The organism is Curtobacterium sp. SL109 (genome assembly GCF_026672405.1).
GTDB lineage: Bacteria > Actinomycetota > Actinomycetes > Actinomycetales > Microbacteriaceae > Curtobacterium.
Window position 1 is genome coordinate 1,717,078 of the sequence record NZ_JAPPRB010000002.1, and the last position, 18,517, is coordinate 1,735,594.

14 protein-coding genes are annotated in these 18,517 nt (G+C 71.8%); 4 read left to right on the plus strand and 10 right to left on the minus strand.

All coding sequences use genetic code 11. The annotated features are described in order from the left end of the window. Positions 1-27: 27 nt before the first annotated feature. On the minus strand, positions 28-786 hold the full coding sequence (locus tag OVA28_RS09695) for a YcnI family copper-binding membrane protein (RefSeq protein WP_268096779.1): 759 nt from the start codon (positions 784-786) through the stop codon (positions 28-30). 200 nt (positions 787-986) lie between these two features. On the opposite strand from OVA28_RS09695, the gene clpX reads away from it, so the two are divergent. Further along, positions 987-2,267, plus strand: coding sequence for an ATP-dependent Clp protease ATP-binding subunit ClpX (gene clpX, locus OVA28_RS09700; RefSeq protein WP_194660717.1), 1,281 nt, complete (start codon positions 987-989; stop codon positions 2,265-2,267). A 97-nt stretch (positions 2,268-2,364) separates the two neighbouring features. Here clpX and OVA28_RS09705 read toward each other — a convergent pair whose 3' ends face one another. Continuing rightward, on the minus strand, positions 2,365-4,389 hold the full coding sequence (locus tag OVA28_RS09705) for a M3 family metallopeptidase (protein ID WP_268096780.1): 2,025 nt from the start codon (positions 4,387-4,389) through the stop codon (positions 2,365-2,367). Between the two features lie 107 nt (positions 4,390-4,496). After that, positions 4,497-5,084, minus strand: coding sequence for a TetR/AcrR family transcriptional regulator (locus OVA28_RS09710; RefSeq protein ID WP_268096781.1), 588 nt, complete (start codon positions 5,082-5,084; stop codon positions 4,497-4,499). Between the two features lie 124 nt (positions 5,085-5,208). Between OVA28_RS09710 and OVA28_RS09715 the strand changes: the two genes are divergently transcribed. Then, positions 5,209-6,048: an alpha/beta fold hydrolase gene (locus OVA28_RS09715; RefSeq protein WP_268096782.1), complete on the plus strand. Its 840-nt coding sequence runs from the start codon at positions 5,209-5,211 to the stop codon at positions 6,046-6,048. A gap of 53 nt (positions 6,049-6,101) precedes the next feature. Here OVA28_RS09715 and OVA28_RS09720 read toward each other — a convergent pair whose 3' ends face one another. Together OVA28_RS09720 and valS are read right to left on the minus strand one after the other, a co-directional pair. Continuing rightward, entirely contained in the window at positions 6,102-6,353 is a 252-nt protein-coding gene (locus tag OVA28_RS09720) for a hypothetical protein (protein ID WP_194660721.1), read from the minus strand. Positions 6,354-6,400: 47 nt separating this feature from the next. After that, positions 6,401-8,995, minus strand: coding sequence for a valine--tRNA ligase (gene valS / locus OVA28_RS09725; RefSeq protein WP_268096784.1), 2,595 nt, complete (start codon positions 8,993-8,995; stop codon positions 6,401-6,403). A gap of 260 nt (positions 8,996-9,255) precedes the next feature. Here valS and proP point away from each other — a divergent pair, with 260 nt between their 5' ends. Next, complete coding sequence (gene proP, locus OVA28_RS09730; protein ID WP_268096785.1) at positions 9,256-10,839, plus strand: glycine betaine/L-proline transporter ProP; 1,584 nt, start codon at positions 9,256-9,258, stop codon at positions 10,837-10,839. 517 nt (positions 10,840-11,356) lie between these two features. Here the strand turns inward: proP and OVA28_RS09735 are convergent. Genes OVA28_RS09735 through OVA28_RS09750 form a run of 4 tightly spaced genes read right to left on the minus strand, consistent with a single transcriptional unit; the run spans position 11,357 to position 16,536 of the window. After that, on the minus strand, positions 11,357-13,048 hold the full coding sequence (locus OVA28_RS09735) for an ATP-binding cassette domain-containing protein (protein ID WP_268096786.1): 1,692 nt from the start codon (positions 13,046-13,048) through the stop codon (positions 11,357-11,359). Beyond that, positions 13,045-13,926: an ABC transporter permease gene (locus tag OVA28_RS09740; RefSeq protein ID WP_268096787.1), complete on the minus strand. Its 882-nt coding sequence runs from the start codon at positions 13,924-13,926 to the stop codon at positions 13,045-13,047. The genes OVA28_RS09735 and OVA28_RS09740 overlap by 4 nt, the downstream gene beginning before the upstream one ends. Next, positions 13,923-14,930: an ABC transporter permease gene (locus OVA28_RS09745; protein ID WP_268096788.1), complete on the minus strand. Its 1,008-nt coding sequence runs from the start codon at positions 14,928-14,930 to the stop codon at positions 13,923-13,925. Before OVA28_RS09745 ends, OVA28_RS09740 begins: the two co-directional genes overlap by 4 nt. 4 nt (positions 14,931-14,934) lie before the next feature. Next, positions 14,935-16,536, minus strand: a complete 1,602-nt coding sequence (locus tag OVA28_RS09750; protein WP_268096790.1) for an ABC transporter substrate-binding protein — start codon at positions 16,534-16,536, stop codon at positions 14,935-14,937. Positions 16,537-16,597: 61 nt separating this feature from the next. On the opposite strand from OVA28_RS09750, the gene OVA28_RS09755 reads away from it, so the two are divergent. After that, the gene (locus tag OVA28_RS09755; protein WP_268096791.1) at positions 16,598-17,197 is read left to right on the plus strand and encodes a TetR family transcriptional regulator; all 600 of its coding nucleotides are present in this window, start codon (positions 16,598-16,600) and stop codon (positions 17,195-17,197) included. Between the two features lie 70 nt (positions 17,198-17,267). Here the strand turns inward: OVA28_RS09755 and OVA28_RS09760 are convergent, their stop codons facing one another. After that, complete coding sequence (locus OVA28_RS09760; protein ID WP_194660725.1) at positions 17,268-18,299, minus strand: cation diffusion facilitator family transporter; 1,032 nt, start codon at positions 18,297-18,299, stop codon at positions 17,268-17,270. Positions 18,300-18,517 lie beyond the last annotated feature (218 nt).

Genomic DNA, 18,517 nt, shown 5'->3' on the forward strand with positions numbered 1-18,517 from the left:
GGCGCACTGCCGGACGCGAGCCGGACGTCACTTCGCGCCGCGACGGCGGGTGGCGGCGACGGCGACGACCAGGCCGGCCGCACCGAGCACCAGGCCGCCGAGGCCGAGGAAGCGACCGACGAGGTCGGGCTGGGAGGACGAGGACGAGGACGAGGCCGAATCCGACGACGCGGCCGGTGCCGTGGTGGCGTCGTCGTCCGTGGCGTTCGCAGCGGTGGCGTCGTCGTCGTCACCGGAGGCGGTCGCCGCGGTCAGCGTGATCGAGGGGGCGGGGTGCTCCGGCTCGGCCTGACCGGCCTTCTGGGCCTGGTCCCACTCGGTCGAGCCCGTTGCACAGGTCTGCGTGACGGGGAGCGCGACCACGTCGCCCGGCTTGCCGTCTGGGAGCGAGAACGACAGCGAGAAGGTGTCCCGCTCGTCGGCGGGCAGCGGGGTCTTCGCGGCGTAGGTGATGCTCGTGACCCGCTCGCCGGCGTCCTCGGCGGACTCGTCGTCGGCCGCGGCGGACGGGCTCGTGTACTTCGCGGTCGTCTTCGTGATGTCCCAGTTCGGGTTCACGGTGGGGGTGACCTCGATCACCGAGGACGGGATGTGGAACTGCAGCTTCGTGGTGGGCGAGCCGTCGCAGCCGTGCGGGACCGAGAACGTGGCGGTCGTGTACGAGTTCGCTGCGGTCGAGGTGCTCGTCGCCTCGACGTGCGCGCTGGCGGAGGCCGCCGTGCCGAGGACGATGACCGCGGCGACGCCGAGGGTCGCTGCTCCGCCGAGGGCGAGACGCTGCTGCATGGGGTTCCTTCCGGAGGACTACTTCTACAAGTTGTAGAGACGACGCCTTCACCGTAGCAGGACCGCACGCCCTGGGCGAACGCCCCCGCGGAAACGCGCTCGGCGTCGCCGTGAGTGTCGCTGGATGCGGTTAGGCTCGACCCCACGACGACCTCGTGCTCACGAGCAGTGCTGCACGTCAACCAGGGGAAGGCTCGAGCATGGCACGCATCGGAGAGAGCGCCGACCTCCTCAAGTGCTCCTTCTGTGGCAAGAGCCAGAAGCAGGTACAGCAGCTCATCGCTGGTCCCGGTGTGTACATCTGCGACGAGTGCGTCGAGCTGTGCAACGAGATCATCGAGGAACGCCTGGCAGAAGCCAGCGACGAGTCCGGCACGGGGGAGTTCGAACTCCCCAAGCCGCGGGAGATCTTCGACTTCCTGCAGGAGTACGTCATCGGGCAGGACCCCGCCAAGCGGTCGCTGTCGGTGGCCGTCTACAACCACTACAAGCGCATCCGGGCCCAGGGGCAGATCACCGCCGCCGAGGACCGCGACGACGTCGAGATCGCCAAGTCGAACATCCTGCTGATCGGCCCGACCGGCTGCGGCAAGACCTACCTGGCGCAGACCCTGGCCAAGCGCCTCAACGTGCCGTTCGCTGTCGCCGACGCCACCGCGCTGACCGAGGCCGGCTACGTCGGGGAAGACGTCGAGAACATCCTCCTCAAGCTCATCCAGGCCGCCGACTACGACGTCAAGCGTGCCGAGACGGGCATCATCTACATCGACGAGGTCGACAAGATCGCGCGCAAGGCTGAGAACCCCTCGATCACGCGAGACGTCTCCGGTGAAGGTGTTCAGCAGGCGCTGCTCAAGATCCTCGAGGGCACGGTCGCCTCGGTCCCGCCGCAGGGTGGCCGGAAGCACCCGCACCAGGAGTTCATCCAGATCGACACGACGAACGTGCTGTTCATCGTGGCCGGGGCCTTCGCCGGGCTCGAGGAGATCGTGTCCTCCCGCGTCGGCAAGAAGGGCATCGGATTCGGCGCGCAGCTGCACAGCTCGCTCGACCACCAGGACCTGTACTCCGAGGTCCTGCCCGAGGACCTCCACAAGTTCGGGCTCATCCCCGAGTTCATCGGTCGTCTACCGGTCGTCACGACGGTCTCGCAGCTCGACCAGGTCGCGCTCATGGAGATCCTGACGAAGCCGAAGAACGCCCTGGTCCGCCAGTACCAGCGCATGTTCCAGATCGACGGCGTCGAGCTCGAGTTCGACCAGGGCGCGCTCGAGGCCATCGCCGACCTCGCCGTCCTCCGGCAGACCGGTGCCCGCGGCCTCCGCGCGATCATGGAAGAGGTGCTCGGCCCGATCATGTTCGAGGTCCCCTCGGACGACGACGTCGCCCGCGTGGTCGTCACCCGGGCCTCCGTGCTCGAGAACGCCGCCCCGACGATCGTGCCGCGCGCACGGGCCAAGCGCATCGAGAAGTCCGCGTAGTCGCTCCACACGAAGGGCCCCGCACCGAGTCGGTGCGGGGCCCTTCGTGTGTCCCGGGTCTGGAGACCGAGGCGGTCTGACCGACCGGCTGCCTGGCCTACTCGAGGCCGCGGCGTCGGAGCAGCGGCCCGACCTCGGCGTCACGGCCGCGGAACTCGCGGAAGGCCTCGATCGGGTCCTTCGACCCGCCCACGCCGAGCAGCATCGTGGCGAACCGGCGACCGGCCGCGCGGTCGAGCCCGCCGTGGTCGCGGAACCACTCGACCGTGTCGGCGTCGAGCACCTCGCTCCAGATGTACCCGTAGTACCCGGCGTCGTACCCGCCGGAGAACGTGTGCGCGAAGTACGTGGACGAGTAGCGCGGGGGAACGGCGACGACGTCGATGCCGGCGTCCGCGAGGGCCTGGCGCTCGAAGGCCTCGACGTCGGTGACGGCTGCGGCCTCGGCAGCCGAGAGGCGGTGCCACGCCTGGTCGAGCAGCGCGGCGGCGAGGTACTCCGTGGTGGAGAAGCCCTCGTTGAAGCCGGCGGAGTCGCTCAGCCCGAGGACGAGCTCCGGCGGCATCGACTCCCCGGTCTCGTGGTGCTTGGCGTAGTTCGCCAGGACCTCGGGCCAGGACACCCACATCTCGTTCACCTGGCTCGGGAACTCGACGAAGTCGCGCTCGACGTTCGTGCCCGAGAACCGAGGGTACGTGGTCCGCGCGATCAACCCGTGCAGGGCGTGGCCGAACTCGTGGAACAGCGTCTCGACCTCGTCCTGGATGAGGAGCGTCGGGGACCCGGCAGCGGGCTTCGCGACGTTGAGGTTGTTCACGACGACCGGCAGCGTGCCGAACAGCGCGGACTGCTCGACGACGGGGTTCATCCACGCCCCACCCCGCTTGCCGTCCCGCGTGTACAGGTCCAGCAGGTAGAGGCCGACGGGGGCGTCGTCCTCGTCGGTGACCTCGAAGACACGGACGTCGGCGTTGTACCCGTGCAGGTCGGGCCGCTCGGCGAACTTCAACCCGTACAGGGCGGTGGCGGCGAAGAAGACGCCGTCGTGCAGCACGCGGTCGGCCTCGAGGTACGGGCGCATCGCGGTGCTGTCGGCGGCGAACTGCTCCCCGCGCAGGATCTCGGTCGCGTAGGCCCAGTCCCAGGCTTCGACGTCGAAGCCGACGGTCCGGGAGCGCACGGCACGCTCGTCGTCGGCGTTCGCGGCGGCGGCCCCGACGAGGGACGACAGGAGCCCGTCGACGGCCTCGGGTGTGCCAGCGGTCTCGTCGGCGGTGACGACGGCGGCGTGGTTCGGGAACCCGAGGAGCTCGGCCCGTTCGGCACGGAGCCGGACGATGCGCAGCAGGACCTCGCGGTTGTCGTGCTCGTTGCCCCGGCGCCCGCGCGAGAGCGACGCCCGCATGACCCGCTCGCGCAGGTCGCGGTCGGCGAGGGACGCCAGCCACGGGTGCCCGGTGTACAGCGGCAGCGAGATGAGCCAGCCGTCGAGTCCGCGGTCGGCGGCGGCACCGGCGGCGGCGGACTTCGCACCGTCGTCGAGTCCGATCAGCGACGCCTCGTCCGTGACGTGCACGGCGAGGTCGTTCGTGTCCTCGAGCAGGTTCCGCTCGAACGTGGTGGTGAGCGTCGAGAGCTCCTGGTTGATCGCGGTGAGGCGTTCCTTGCCGGCGTCGTCGAGCCCGGCCCCCGCCAGGGTCATCTCCGTCGCGGTGCGCTGGACCAGGCGGAGGTCCTCACCCTCGAGCCCAGCGGCCTCGGCGCCGTCGAGCACGGCCCGCACGCGGTCGTACAGGCGGGAGTCGAGGGTGATGGCGTCACGGTGTGCGGCGAGGAGCGGCGAGACCTCGGCCTCGAGGTCGTGCAGTTCGGGGGAGGAGTCCGCCGAGCTCAGCGTGAAGAAGACGTACGAGACCCGGGCGAGCAGCTGCCCGCTGCGCTCCAGGGCCACGAGCGTGTTCTCGAGGGTCGGGGCGTCCGGGTTCGTCGCGATCGCGTCCACCTCGGCCCGCTGCTCGGCCATGCCGGCGTCGAACGCCGGTCGGTAGTGCTCCAGCCGGACCTCCTCGAACGGCGGGAGGGCGTAGGGGAGGGTGCTCGGTGCGTCGAACGGCGTCGTCATCGCTCCACCCTACGGGTGCGCACCACGCGAACTCGGAGGACCGTGCACGGGCGACGGGCGACGGGCGACGGGCGACGGGCGACGGGCGACGGGCGACGCCCACCGCCTCAGCGCGTCGCGACGTCGATCAGCGTCGCCGCGGCGAGCCGCGCGTGCCGAGCGGGCGCGGTGTCCCCGGCGATCGCCGCGGTGGTCTGCGCCCCTTCGGCCAGGAGCGCCAGCTGCGCGGCCAGCTCCTCAGCACGTTCGGGGTCGGGGACGGCCTGCAGCGCCAGCCCCTCGACGTACCGCTGGAAGGAGTCCTTGTGGGCCCGGGCGATCTCGGCCACGGCAGGCGATGTCGCGCCGAGTTCCCCGAAGGCGTTGATGAAGCCGCAGCCGCGGAAGGTCTCGTCGCCGAACCAGGTCTCGAGGAAGTCGTACATCGCCAGGAGCTTGTCCCGGGGCGACGTGGCGGCGTCGACTGCCTGCCCGATCCCGCGCTCCCAGTAGTCGTGCCGTCCGGCGAGGACCGCGGCGATCAGCTGTTCCTTGCCGGGGAACGCGGCGTAGAGCTTCTTCAGCGAGACGCCGGCGGCGGTGCGGATCTGGTCCATGCCCACGGACTGGATGCCCCGTGTGTAGAACAGCTCGTCCGCCACGGCGGTGATGTGCGCACGGACGTCCGGGTCGACGGTGTTCGTCGTCGCTGCCATGGTCCCTACCCCTCCGCAGGCTGTTCACCCGTTGCCCCTTGCGCTGGGAACGGCCGTTCTCTAGTGTAGGGCACATCGACGGAGAACGACCGTTCTCCAGCGGAGTACGAGGAGAGGATCCACCATGGGCACCATCACCGTCGGGACCGAGAACAGCGTCGACATCGCGCTCCACTACGAGGACAAGGGCCAGGGGCAGCCGATCGTGCTCATCCACGGCTTCCCGCTGGACGGCAACTCGTGGGAGGGCCAGACCCCCGCGCTCCTCGAGGCCGGCTACCGCGTCATCACGTACGACCGTCGCGGGTTCGGCCAGTCCTCGCAGCCGAGCACCGGGTACGACTACGACACCTTCGCCGACGACCTGCACACGGTCCTCGAGAGCCTCGACCTGCACGACGTGATCCTGGTCGGCTTCTCGATGGGCACCGGCGAGATCGCCCGCTACATCAGCCGCCACGGCGAGGACCGGATCGCCCGCGTGGCGTTCCTGGCCTCCCTCGAGCCGTTCCTCACCATCACCGAGGACAACCCCGACGGCGGCGTGCCGGCGTCGTTCTTCGAGGGCGTCTCCGCGGACGTCAAGAAGGACCGGTACGCGTACTTCACGGCCTTCTACGAGGGCTTCTTCAACCTCTCCGAGAACCTCGGCACCCGCATCTCCGAGGAGCAGGTCCGGAACGCCTGGAACGTCGCTGCCGGTTCGGGCGCCATCGCGTCCGCCGCCGCACCGCTGACGTGGGGCACTGACTTCCGCCAGGACATCCCGAAGGTCACCGTCCCGGCCCTGATCGTGCACGGCACGGCCGACAACGTCCTGCCGATCGACGCGACCGGTCGCCGGTTCACGAAGGCCCTGCCCGCAGCGGAGTACGTCGAGATCGAGGGCGCCCCGCACGGGCTCCTGACCACGCACACCGCCGAGGTCAACGAGGTCCTGCTCGGCTGGCTCGCGAAGGCCTGACCCCGAGCACGACCGACGGGACCCCGGGGCACGAACGCCCCGGGGTCCCGTCGTCAGTCCTCTTCCGCCGCGTCGTCCGGGTTCGTCACCTGGGCCCGGCCGGCGTCGTCGAGGTGGATCGACGTGCCGTCGTCGAGCGTGACGATCGGCTTGCCCTCGAGGAACGTCAGCGTCCACCCCCACGTCGACACGTCCACGGACTCCGCCGCGAGCTCGTCCTCGACCCCTCGCACGGCGACGACGAGCGCCTCCGCCAGTCGCGCGGGTGGCTGCCCACCCACGCTCCATCGCGTTCCCAACTGCATCCGAGCCTCCTGGCTGTCCTGTCGGTCCTGGTCCGTCGGGCGCGCGCCTACGCGGGCTGCTCGGCCAGCTCGATCTCGATGACCGCCAGCTCCGGGCCGTCCACGAAGGACAGGTCCTGGATGCGGCCGACGGCCGCCAGGTCCACGGCCGCACGCTCGACGAGCGCACGCGTCGATTCGGGAGCCGCGACGACGGCACGCGTCACAGGCGTCTTCTGGGACGCCTTGGCGGCGGTCTTCGCACCACGGATGCCGATGAGCGCCTGTCCGACGGCGGCGAGCAGCCCGGTCTCCGCAGCGTCGACCGGCAGGTCGTCGGCGGTCGGCCAGGAGGCCCGGTGCACGCTGGTGTCGTGGGTCCAGGCCCACACTTCCTCCGTCGCGAACGGGAGGAACGGTGCCAGCAGCCGGAGCAGCACGTCGATCGCGGAGCGCAGCGCCAGGACCGCGCTCGCCTGCGTCTCGTGGGTCGCGTCCGGCGCGGTGCCGTAGGCGCGCTCCTTCACGAGCTCGAGGTAGTCGTCGCAGAAGGTCCAGAAGAACCGCTCCGTGACCTCGAGCGCGCGGGCGTGGTCGAAGCCCTCGAAGGCCGTGGTGGCCTGCTCGAGGGTGCTGCGGAGCGCCGCGAGCATGTCGACGTCGAGCGCCTCGGTGACGCGGGTCGCGCCGGAGGGCAGCTCGAATCCGTAGACGAACTTGGCGGCGTTGAGCACCTTGATCGCCAGACGACGGCCGACCTTGATCTGCTTCGGGTTCTGGGGGTCGAAGGCCGCGTCGGTGCCGAGCTTGGACGAGGCCGCCCAGTAGCGGACCGCGTCGGCGCCGTGCTGTTCGAGCACGGCCATCGGCGTGACGACGTTGCCCTTCGACTTCGACATCTTCTTGCGGTCGGGGTCCACGATGAAGCCCGAGATCGAGGCGTTCTTCCACGGCACGACGTCGGCTTCGAGCTGGCTGCGGAGCACGGTCGTGAAGAGCCACGTCCGGATGATGTCCTGCGCCTGCGGGCGGACGTCGTACGGGTACACCAGGTCGTAGAGCGCCGGGTCGGTCTCCCACTTGCCCGCGAGCTGCGGGGTCAGGGACGACGTCGCCCAGGTGTCCATCACGTCGACCTCGCCGACGAAGCCGTTCGGCACGCCGCGCTGCTCCGACTGGTAGCCGGGGGCCGGCTCGGAGGACGGGTCGACGGGCAGCTGGGCCTCGGTCGGGACGATCGGCTGGTCGTACACCGGGTTGCCGTCGGCGTCGAGCGGGTACCAGACCGGGATCGGCACGCCGAAGAAGCGCTGGCGGGAGATGAGCCAGTCGCCGGACAGGCCACCGACCCAGTTGTCGTACCGGACGCGCATGAAGTCCGGGTGGAACGCGATCTCCTCGCCGCGGGCGCGGAGCGTCGCCTTGAGGTCCTCGTCCCGCGCGCCGTTGACGATGTACCACTGGCGCGTGGAGACGATCTCGAGCGGCTTGTCGCCCTTCTCGAAGAACTTCACCGGGTGGTTGATGGTCGTGATGTCCCCGACGAGGTCGCCGGACGCGGTGAGGGCGTCCACGATGACCTTCTTGGCGGAGAAGACGGTCTTGCCGGCGAGCTCGGCGTAGAGCTCCTGGCCCTGCTCGGACTCGATCCAGGCGGGCTGCTCGGAGCGGACACGGCCGTCGAAGCCGATCACCGCGCGGTTCGGCAGCTGCAGCTCGCGCCACCAGACCACGTCGGTGGTGTCACCGAACGTGCAGACCATGGCGATGCCCGCGCCCTTGTCCTTCTGCGCGAGGTGGTGTGCGAGCACCGGCACCTCGACGTCGAACAGGGGGGAGCGGACCGTCGTGCCGAAGAGGTCCTGGAAGCGCTCGTCGTCCGGGTGCGCGACGAGGGCGACGCACGCGGGGAGCAGCTCGGGGCGGGTCGTCTGGATGACGATGTCCCCGGAGCCGTCCGACTTGTGGAACGCGATGCCGTGGTAGGCGCCCGGCATCTCCTTGTCCTCGAGCTCGGCCTGGGCCACGGCGGTGCGGAAGGTCACGTCCCAGAGCGTCGGGGCGTCGGCCTGGTAGGCCTCGCCGCGCTCGAGGTTGCGGAGGAAGGCACGCTGCGCGCTCGCGCGTGAGGTCTCGTCGATCGTGCGGTACGACTGCGTCCAGTCGACCGACAGCCCGAGGGTGCGGAAGAGCTCCTCGAACTGCTGCTCGTCCTGCACGGTGAGCTGGTCGCACAGCTCGATGAAGTTGCGGCGGGAGATCGGCAGCTGGTCGGCGGCCTTGCTCGACTTGCCGTCGCCGCCCTCGAACGGCGGGGTGAAGTCGGGGTCGTAGGGGAGCGACGGGTCGCAGCGGACGCCGTAGTAGTTCTGCACGCGACGCTCGGTGGGGAGACCGTTGTCGTCCCAGCCCATCGGGTAGAAGACGTGCTTGCCGCGCATGCGCTCGAACCGGGCCTTGAGGTCGGTGTGCGTGTACGAGAACACGTGGCCGATGTGCAGCGAGCCGGAGGCGGTCGGCGGCGGGGTGTCGATCGAGTACACGGCGTCGCGGTGACCGGCGGCGTCGCGGTCGAAGCGGTAGGTGCCGTCCTGGTCCCAGACCGGTCCCCAGACCTGCTCGAGTCCGTCCACCGTGGGCTTGTCGGGCATGGGCTTGGTCATGGCTGCGCCTTTCGATCGGTATGTGCGGCACCGAGTCCGTGATGAGGTGCCTGAGTGTCCCGCACGTGGCGTGCGGGTCGGTCAATCCTACCGGCCGTCGACGCTGCGGTCACGGGCGCCCAGCACGCCGTCGTTTCGGGTAGACGCAGGAGCCTGGTAGTCTTCCGGGGTTTGTCCGGCGAGCGCGGAGCTCGCAAGTGCTGCACCGTTGCCGTCCCGCCGGACGCCCGAAGGACGCACAGCACACCGGAGGAACGAACGTGGCACCGAACACCGCACCCCACCAGCACGGCGATCGGCCCGTGCGGTCGAAGGGCGCTGCGAAGCGCACTCGCCGTGACCTGACGAAGGACGACGTCACCGTCGTCGAGGAGTCCCTGCTCAAGCGTGCCGTGGCCGCCGCCGCGCTCGGCAATGCGATGGAGTGGTTCGACTTCGGCATCTTCGCCTACCTCACCGTCACGATCTCGCAGGTCTTCCTGCCGCAGGGCGACCCGGCCTCGAACATCGTCGCGACCTTCGGGTTCTTCGCGGCCGCGTTCATCGTCCGCCCGATCGGTGGCGCCGTCTTCGGCCCCATCGGCGACAAGATCGGCCGGCAGAAGGTCCTCGCGCTGACGATGATCCTGATGGCCGCAGGCACGCTGATGATCGGCCTGATCCCGTCGTACGACACGATCGGCTTCTGGGCGCCGATCCTGCTGCTCGTGGCCCGCTTCGTGCAGGGCTTCTCGACCGGTGGTGAGTACGGCGGCGCCGCGACGTTCATCGCCGAGTACTCGCCCGACAAGCGCCGCGGGTTCATGGGCTCGTGGCTCGAGTTCGGCACGCTCGCCGGCTACGTGCTCGGTGCGTCGATCGTCACCGGCCTGCAGTTCGGCCTGTCCGAGGACGCCCTGCTCAGCTGGGGCTGGCGCATCCCGTTCATCATCGCCGGGCCGCTCGGCCTGATCGGGCTCTACCTGCGCCTGAAGCTCGAGGAGACCCCGGCCTTCCAGAAGCAGCAGGAGCAGGCGGCCGAGCGCGAGTCGCAGAAGACGCCGTTCCTCAAGCTCTTCGCCGAGAACTGGCGCTCGCTGGTCATCTGCATCGGCCTGGTCCTGGTCTTCAACGTGACCGACTACATGCTCCTGTCGTACATGCCGACCTACCTCGAGCAGAACCTCGGCCAGAACGCCACCTTCGGGCTCATCCTGATCGTCGTCGTGATGCTGCTCATGATGGTCGTCATCACGTTCGGTGGCCGGCTGTCGGACCGCTTCGGTCGTCGTCCGGTGCTGGCCGCCGGCTGTATCGGCTTCATCCTGCTGTCCTGGCCGGCGCTGAAGCTCGTCCAGACCGGCACGGGCGTGGGGGTCTTCTCCGGCCTGCTCATCCTCGGCGTGGTCCTGGTGACCTTCACCTCGACGATGCCGTCCACGCTGCCGGCGCTCTTCCCGACGATCATCCGCTACGGCGCCCTGGCGATCGCGTTCAACGTGTCGGTGTCGCTCTTCGGTGGCACCACCCCGCTCGCGACCGCCGCGCTCATCAACGGCGCGAAGGACGCCGGCTACGGCTGGGCCGAGGACATCCCCGCCTTCTACCTGATGCTCGCCGCCGTCATCGGGCTCGTTGCGGTGTACTTCACGAAGGAGACCGCCTCCTCGCCGCTCATGGGCTCCGGCCCGACCGTCGGTTCCGAGGACGAGGTCGCCGGCGTGATCGACGACTACAACGACCCGACCTCCGACCTCGCGCAGTCCGACTGGGCGAAGGAGTTCTCGACGAGCGAGATCCCGGTGATCTCCGCCGACGGCTCCGGTCCCGCCGCGGACAGGGACGCCGCGACCGCCGGGTCCTGACCGTCCCGTCCACCGGCCTGGAGGCCCGACCTGCGTGAGCGGGTCGGGCCTCCGCCCGTCGGTGGGTGCGTCCGGCGCGGCCACGCGCCGGGGCCCGCGCCAGCCGCACCGCGGGCACCGAGTCTCGCTCCGGCGGACAGGCTGCGGCCCCCAGGCCGCGCAGGGTGCCCGCCTGGCCGAGTCTCGGCGGTGGCCGTCCGTCCACCAGCCTGGAGGCTCGACCTGCGTGAGCGGGTCGGGCCTCCGTCCGTTGGTGGGTGCGTCCGGTGCCGAGTCTCGCTCCGGCGGACAGGCTGCGGCCGCCGGGCCGCGCAGGGTGTCCGCCTGGCCGAGTCTCGGCGGTGGCCGTCCGTCCACCAGCCTGGAGGCTCGACCTGCGTGAGCGGGTCGGGCCTCCGCCCGTCGGTGGGTGCGTCCGGCACCGAGTCTCGCTCCGGCGGACAGGCTGCGGCCGCCGGGCTGCGCAGGGTGTCCGCCTGGCCGAGTCTCGGCGGGGCGCGCCGCGGGCCGCGCGCCGCTACGCGGCGGGGCCCGCCGCCAGCCGCTCCGCGGCGGCGAGCAGCGCGACGGTCACGGGGTGGTTCGGGTGGGCGAAGACCTCGTGCGCGGGGCCGTGCTCCACCGCGGCCCCGTCGTGCATGACCAGCAGGTCGTCCGCGATGCGTCGAACCGCCCGCAGGTCGTGCGAGACGAACACCATCGCGACGCCGGTGCGCTCCCGCAGCCGTTCGAGGAGCGTCAGCACCGCGTCCTGCACGGTTGCGTCGAGTGCGGTCACGGGCTCGTCGAGCACGAGGACCGCCGGGTCGGTCGCCAGCGCCCGGGCGATCGCCAGCCGCTGCCGCTGCCCGCCGGAGAGCGTCAGGGGCGAACGGCTGCGGAGCGCGGGGTCGAGCTCGACCTGCCGCAGTGCCCGGTCCACCCGGTCGCCGACGTCGCCCGTCGCACGTCGGGCAGCGCCGTCCGTCAGCGCGTCGACGAGCACCCGCTCCACGCTCCAGCGTTCGTCGAACGTCGCGCCCGGGTCCTGCACCACTGCGGCGACCCGTCGGCGTCGGGGGCGTCGCTCGCGTTCGGGGAGCGGTGCCCACGGCTCGCCGTCGAGGGTCACGGTGCCGGTGTCGGGGTCCTCGAGGCCGAGGAGCATCCGGACGACGGTCGTCTTGCCCGAGCCCGACGCCCCGACGATGCCGAGCGACCGTCCACGGTCCAGGGCGAACGACACCCCGGCCACGGCGTCCACGCGGTCGTAGGCCTTCCGCAGGTCCTGCGCCACGAGCACGGCCGTGCCGGCAGCCGGACCGTGCGAGGGTGCACACTCCGTGCATGGGTCGGACCCCCGCACGGAGTGTGCACCCTCGCACCGGCCGACAGACCGCGCACCGTGCGTACCAGCGCCGGCAGCAGGACCAGCGCCGGCGCCCGCCGCAGCGCCGGCAGCAGCACCGGCGCCCGCAGCAGCGACCAGCGCCCGCGTCACCGGGTGCTCCGGCGCCCGGAGGACCCGGTCGACCGACCCCGACTCGACGACCCGCCCGCCGTCCATCACGACGACCCGGTCGGCCCACCCGGCGACGAGTCCCAGGTCGTGCGTCACGACGAGCAGCCCGGCACCCCGCTCCTGTGCCGCACGGAGCTGTTCCATCACCCGGACGGCGACCCCGGCGTCCAGCGCCGTGGTCGGTTCGTCGGCGACGACGAGCGCCGGCGCACCGATCGTCGCCGCGGCGATGAGCGCCCGCTGCCGCATGCCGCCGGAGAGCGTGCCGGCGAGCCGCCCGTCGGAGGCGATCGCGGGGTCGAGCCCGACGCCCTCGAGCGCGGCGCGGACGGCGTCCACGCGCTCCCTGGCGCTCATCTCGGTGTGCAGGCGCAGGGTGTCTGCGACCTCGCGCCCGACCGGACGCAGCGGGTCCAACGCGCCGAGGGCCTCCTGGCCGACGTAGCCGACCCGTGATCCGCGGACCGTCCGCCAGCGTCGCTCGGTGAAGGCGCGGGTGTCGAGCCCGGCGACCTCGAGCCGGTCGGCACGGACGGCGGAGCCGGACGCGGAGAGCCCGAGCAGGGCCCGGACGGTGACGGTCTTGCCGGAGCCGGAGGCCCCCACGAGCGCGACGCACTCGCCGGCCGCGACGTGCAGGTCGACGTCGCGGACCAGCGTGTCGCCGCCGATCGTGACGGACAGTCCGTGGGCATCGAGGACGTTCACCGCAGCGCTCCAGTTCGTCGGAGTGCCCGGCCGAGCACGGTCACGGCGGTCGCGAGCACGACGATCGCCAGCCCGGGGAAGGTGCTCATCCACGGCGCGGTCAGCAGGTACGTGCGGCCGTCGGCCAGCATCGCGCCCCACTCCGGCGCCGGCGGAGGCGTCCCGACACCGAGGTAGCTCAGCGCCGAGGCCCAGACGACCGCCTGCCCGATGCCGAGCGTGCCCACGGCGACGACCGGCCACAGCGCAGCGGGGAGCACGTGCCGGACGACGATCCGCCCGGGGGAGCGCCCGAGCAGCACCGCGGTCTCGACCACCTGTGAGGACCGCGCCGAACGCACGAGCCCCCGCACGATGCGCGCGTACCCGGGAGCCGTGGCGAACCCGACCGCGAGCATAGCCGGCACCGGACCGGGCCCGGTCACGGCGATCGCGACGAGCGCGACGAGGAGCAGGGGGAGCGCGAACGCCACCTCGGTGACGCGCCCGACGACCGCGTCGACGAGCCGCCCGCCGAGCCCGGCCACCACGCCGAGCACCACCCCGACGACCCCGCCGACCAGGGTCGCGACCACCCCGACGAGCAGGCTCGCGCGGGTGCCGGCCACGACCCGCGCCAGGACGTCACGCCCGGACTCGTCGGTGCCGAACGGACTCGACCAGCTCGGTGCCTGGAGTGCCTGCGTCGGGTGCACCGCGAGCGGGTGCGCCCCGCCGAGCAGCGCCGGCCAGACGGCGGCGAGCACCGCCAGCGCCACCACCCCGGCCGCCACCGTGCCGGCCGGTCCGAGCGTCCCCCCACGGAACCGCTCGGACCGGCCGCGGACGGTGGCGGCGTCGGTGTCGGCCGGGAGGCTCGGCTCGGCGATCCCGCTCACCGCGCGCCCGCCCCGTGGTCGCGCGGGTCGACGGCCCGCTCGACGAGGTCGGCCACCGCGAGCACCACGACGTAGGCCGCCGCGGAGACGAGGGCGATGCCCGCCACGAGGGGCATGTCCCGCTGGGTCACGGCGGTCACGAGGGCACGCCCGATGCCCGGGAGCGCGAACACCGACTCCACGACCACGGCGCCGGACACCAGGGACCCGAAGGCCCAGGCGGACAGGGCGATCCCCGGCAGCGCCGCGTGCCGGAGCAGGTGGCGTCCGAACAGGCCCGCGCGGGTCTCGCCCCGGCCGCGGGCGGCGAGCGCGAAGGCCGATCGCTGGGCGTCGACCACGCCGTCGCGGACCGTCTCGGCGAGGTACCCGGCGACGGGCACGGCCACGGTCAGCACCGGGAGCACCCACCCGCGGACGCTGCCGTCGCTGACCGCCGGCACCCAGCCGAGGGCGCTCGCGAAGACGACGATCAGGACGCTGCCGAGCCAGAAGTGCGGCGTGACGCTCGCCGTGACGGAGATCGCGCTCGTCAGGGCCGCGGCGACCCGGCCGCGCTGCGTGGAGCACCACGCGGCGACGATCGCGAGCGCCCACGCGACGACGAGCCCGGCGACCGCCAGGGTCAGCGTCACCGGGAGTTGCTGCCCGAGGAGCGTCGCGACCGGCGTGCGGAACGCGTACGAGTCCCCGAGCTGCCCGGTCGCGAGACGACCGAGGAACACCGCGTACTGCACGAGCAGCGGGCGGTCGAAGCCGTAGTCCTGGCGCACCTGGGCGACGGCATCGGCCGAGGCCTGCGACCCCGGTCCGCCGAGCACCGCGAGCGCCGGGTCACCGGGGATGAGCCGGATGGCGACGAAGACGATCGTCGCCACCGCCCAGAACACCCCGATGCCGCCGGCCGCACGGCGGAGCGCCCACCGCGACCAGCGCCCTGCGACCGCAGCGGCGCCGGAGCGTCGCCCGTCCGTGGGACGCGCGGGGAGCCTCCTGTCCGTCACCGCGTCAGCGGTCGATCCAGGCGGTGCCGAACCACGGGGTGGAGACCGCGGTGGTCTCGATGCCGTGGACGGCCGAGCGGTACAGGAAGTGGTTCTGCTGGTCGTAGAGCGGCAGGACCGTGCCGCTGGCCAGGATCTTCTCCTGCGCGTCCTCGTAGAGCGTGCCGCGCTCGCCGGAGTCGGACGTCCGTGCCGCACGCTGCAACAGGTCGTCCACGGCCGGGTCGTCGAGCTGGGCGAGGTTCGCGAAGTAGCCCGACGGTGCCGGGGTGATGCTCGCGCTGTCGTAGAGGATGCGGAGCACGTCGGCGCCGACCTTCGTGTACGGGGCGCTGACGACGTCGTACTGGTTCTTCGCCAGGGCTGCGTACCAGCTGGACAGGTCGAGCTCCTCGAGCTGCACCTTGATGCCGACCTCGGCCTCGGACGCCTGGATCTGCTGGAACAGGCTGCGCTCAGCGGGGACCGACTGGTTCGTCGAGACCGGGAACGTCACCGTGAGCTGCTTGCCGTCCTTCTCGCGGATGCCGTCGCTGCCGACCGTCCACCCGGCGTCGTCGAGGAGCTGCTTCGCCGTCGACGGGTCGTACCGGAACAGCTTCCGGTCGGAGTACCCGTACGGCTCGACGCTCGAGAGCACCGAGTACGAGCGCTCGGCGGTGCCGAGGAACAGCGAGGTGATGCCGGGGTCGACCTCGGCGCCGGCGATGAAGGCCTTGCGCACGGCCTCGTCCTGGAACACGCCGTGCCCGGAGTTCAGCTCGAGGCGGTTCGACGCACCGGGGCGCGGGGCGTCGAGGTCGCGGATGGCGGCCTTCGCGGACGCGGCCTTGAGCTGGTCGGGCTGCGCGTTGTCGATGACGTCGACCTGGCCGGCCTGCAGGGCGGCGTAGCGCGAGGTGGCGTCGGGCAGGAAGCGCCACGTGATGCCGGACAGCCGCGGCTTCGTCGACCCCCAGTAGTCCGCGTTCTTCGCGAGCGTGACCCGGTCGCCGTGCTTCCAGTTCGTGACCGTGAACGGGCCGGTGCCGACGGGCGACTCGCAGTTGGCCGCTTCTGACCGCTCGAGTGCCTTCGGGCTCTCCATGCCGACCCACGGCTGCGAGAGGGACTCGAGCAGGGCGCTGTCCGGGCGGCTCAGCGCGAGCGTGACGGTGTGGTCGTCGGTCGCGGTCGCCTGCTTGACGGACTGCAGCGCGAGGTACCCCGTGCTGGATGCCGTCTTCGGGTCCTGCACGTGCTCGATGTTGCGCACCACGGCGGCGGCGTCGAACGGGGTGCCGTCGGTGAACGTGACGTCGTCGCGGAGGGTGAACGTCAGCGTCGTGCCGTCGTCGCTCGTGGTCCACTTCGTGGCGAGGGCCGGCACGGGCTTGCCGTCCCGCAGCCCGACGAGCTCCTCGATGTACTGGGTCGAGAGCAGCGCCTGCGGGTAGTTGCCGCCGACGTGCGGGTCGAGGCAGGTCGGCTCGGCGTCCCCGGAGGCGTACGTGAGCGTGCCGCCGGCGACCGGGGTGCTGCTCGTGGTGCTCGCACCCGAACCGGTGCAGGCCGTCAGGGCGATCAGGATCGTCGCGGCGCCCGCGACGGCGCTGACAGCGCGCATCCGAGCTTTCTGTACTGAGTCCAACATCATGGCGATCCGAGTCTAGCGGTTGAATGGCGGCATGGATGGACGCAGTCGCCGCGGTGGACGGCCACGCCGCTCGAGCGCCGAGGTGCTCGCCGACGCGGCGGCGGAGCTGTTCCTCGAACAGGGCTACGGCCGCACGACCGTGGACCAGATCGCCGCCAGGGCCGGGGTGAGCCGCGCGACGTTCTTCAACTACTTCCCGGCCAAGTCCGACGTGATGTGGCTCGAGCTCGACGCCGCCGTCGCCGCGCTGCCGGAGCTCCTCGCCGCGTCCACCGAGCCCACGGCCGTCCGGGCGGTCGAGGACGCGCTGCTCGCCGCCGCCCGGGCCCACGACCCGGAGCGCGTGCCGTGGGCGGTGGCCCAGGCCGAGGTGATGGGCATCGGCGCCGAGCTCGTCGCCAGCGTGGCCGCCCGGGTGATGGCCCAGCACACCGCGGTCGCCGCGTTCGTCGGGCGTCGGACGGGGGAGCAGGCCGGTGCGCTGTGGCCGCAGACGGTGTCGGGCGCGATGCTCGGGGCGGCCGCTGCGGCGTTCGGGGTGTGGGTCGCGGACGGGGTCGGCCGGCGCGCGCTCGTCGAGTACGTGGCGGCGGCGCTGACCCCGGTGGTCGCGGGGCTCGACGCGCGCTGAAGGGGCCTGCGCGCGCTGGCCCCCGGACACCCGTCCGGCCCCGGCGCACAAGCGCGGGGCGCGGGGCGCGTCAGGCCCGCAGCGTCCCCGCGCCACCCGAGGCCACGTCCTCCACGGTGCCGTCCCGGACCGTCTGGGGGATCGCGTCGCCGGTGGGCACGAGCGCCACGTCGTCCGGGTAGCTCAGGGTGAGGACCGCCTCCTCGATGTACTGGCTCTCCTCGAGTGACTTCTCGACGTCCCGCAGCCGGACGGCCACGTGGGACTCGTCCTCGTTCCCGGTGAGGTCGACCGCCGCCACCAGGTACACGCGGGACGGCCCGACGAACTCCAGGTGCAGGTAGGTCACGCGTTCCACCTGCTTCCGTGCGAGCAGCTCGACGAGCACCGCGTTCTCGAGTTCGGGGGAGGTGCTCTCGCCGAGCAGGAACCGGCGGTTGCGGTCGATGAGCACGATCGCCACGACGCCGAGCAGCAGGCCGACCGCGATCGAGCCGATGGCGTCGAACACCGCCAGGCCGGTGACCTGGTGCAGGAACACCCCGAGGAACGCGATGACCAGGCCGACGAGGGCCGCGGCGTCCTCGGCGAAGACGGCACGCAGCGTCGGGTTCGAGGACTGCAGCACGTGCCGCAGCACCGGCACCTTCCGCTTCGTCGCCGCTCCGTGCGCCTGGCGGTACGCCTGCAGGAAGCTCGTGCCCTCGAGGCAGAACGACAGCCCGAGCACGACGTAGTTGAGCACGACGTCCTCGGCCGGCCCGGTCTCCCCGAGCTCCGAGATGCCGTGGTAGATCGACACGATCGCGCCGGCGGTGAACAGGCCGAACGCGGCGAACATCGACCAGATGTAGGTCTCGCGCCCGTACCCGAGCGGGTGGGCCGCGTCCCGCTTCTTCGCTCCCCGCCGCTCGGCGATGAGCAGGAAGACCTCGTTGCCGGTGTCCGCCCACGAGTGCGCCGCCTCGGCCACCATCGACGCCGACCCGGAGACGAGCGCGGCGATCGACTTCGCGATGGCCACGAGCAGGTTCGCCCCGAAGGCGATGATGACGGTCAGCATGGACTCGGGACGGTCCTGCTGCTGTTCAGACGACGGCATCACTCAAGCATGCTCCCGTCCGGTAAAGTCGTGTTCCACAGGCATCGATCCGGCCATCACCGGGGAGCCATCCGGAAGAACGCGGACCGTCTCGACGGGTCGTCAGTAGAACCGGGCGGGTTCGGGACCGTCACCATCCCCGACGACGAGCGGCCGTCCCGGTTCCACCGGAGCGGCAAGCGAGGTGGTACCGCGGAGCCCTCGGGCCCCGTCCTCGT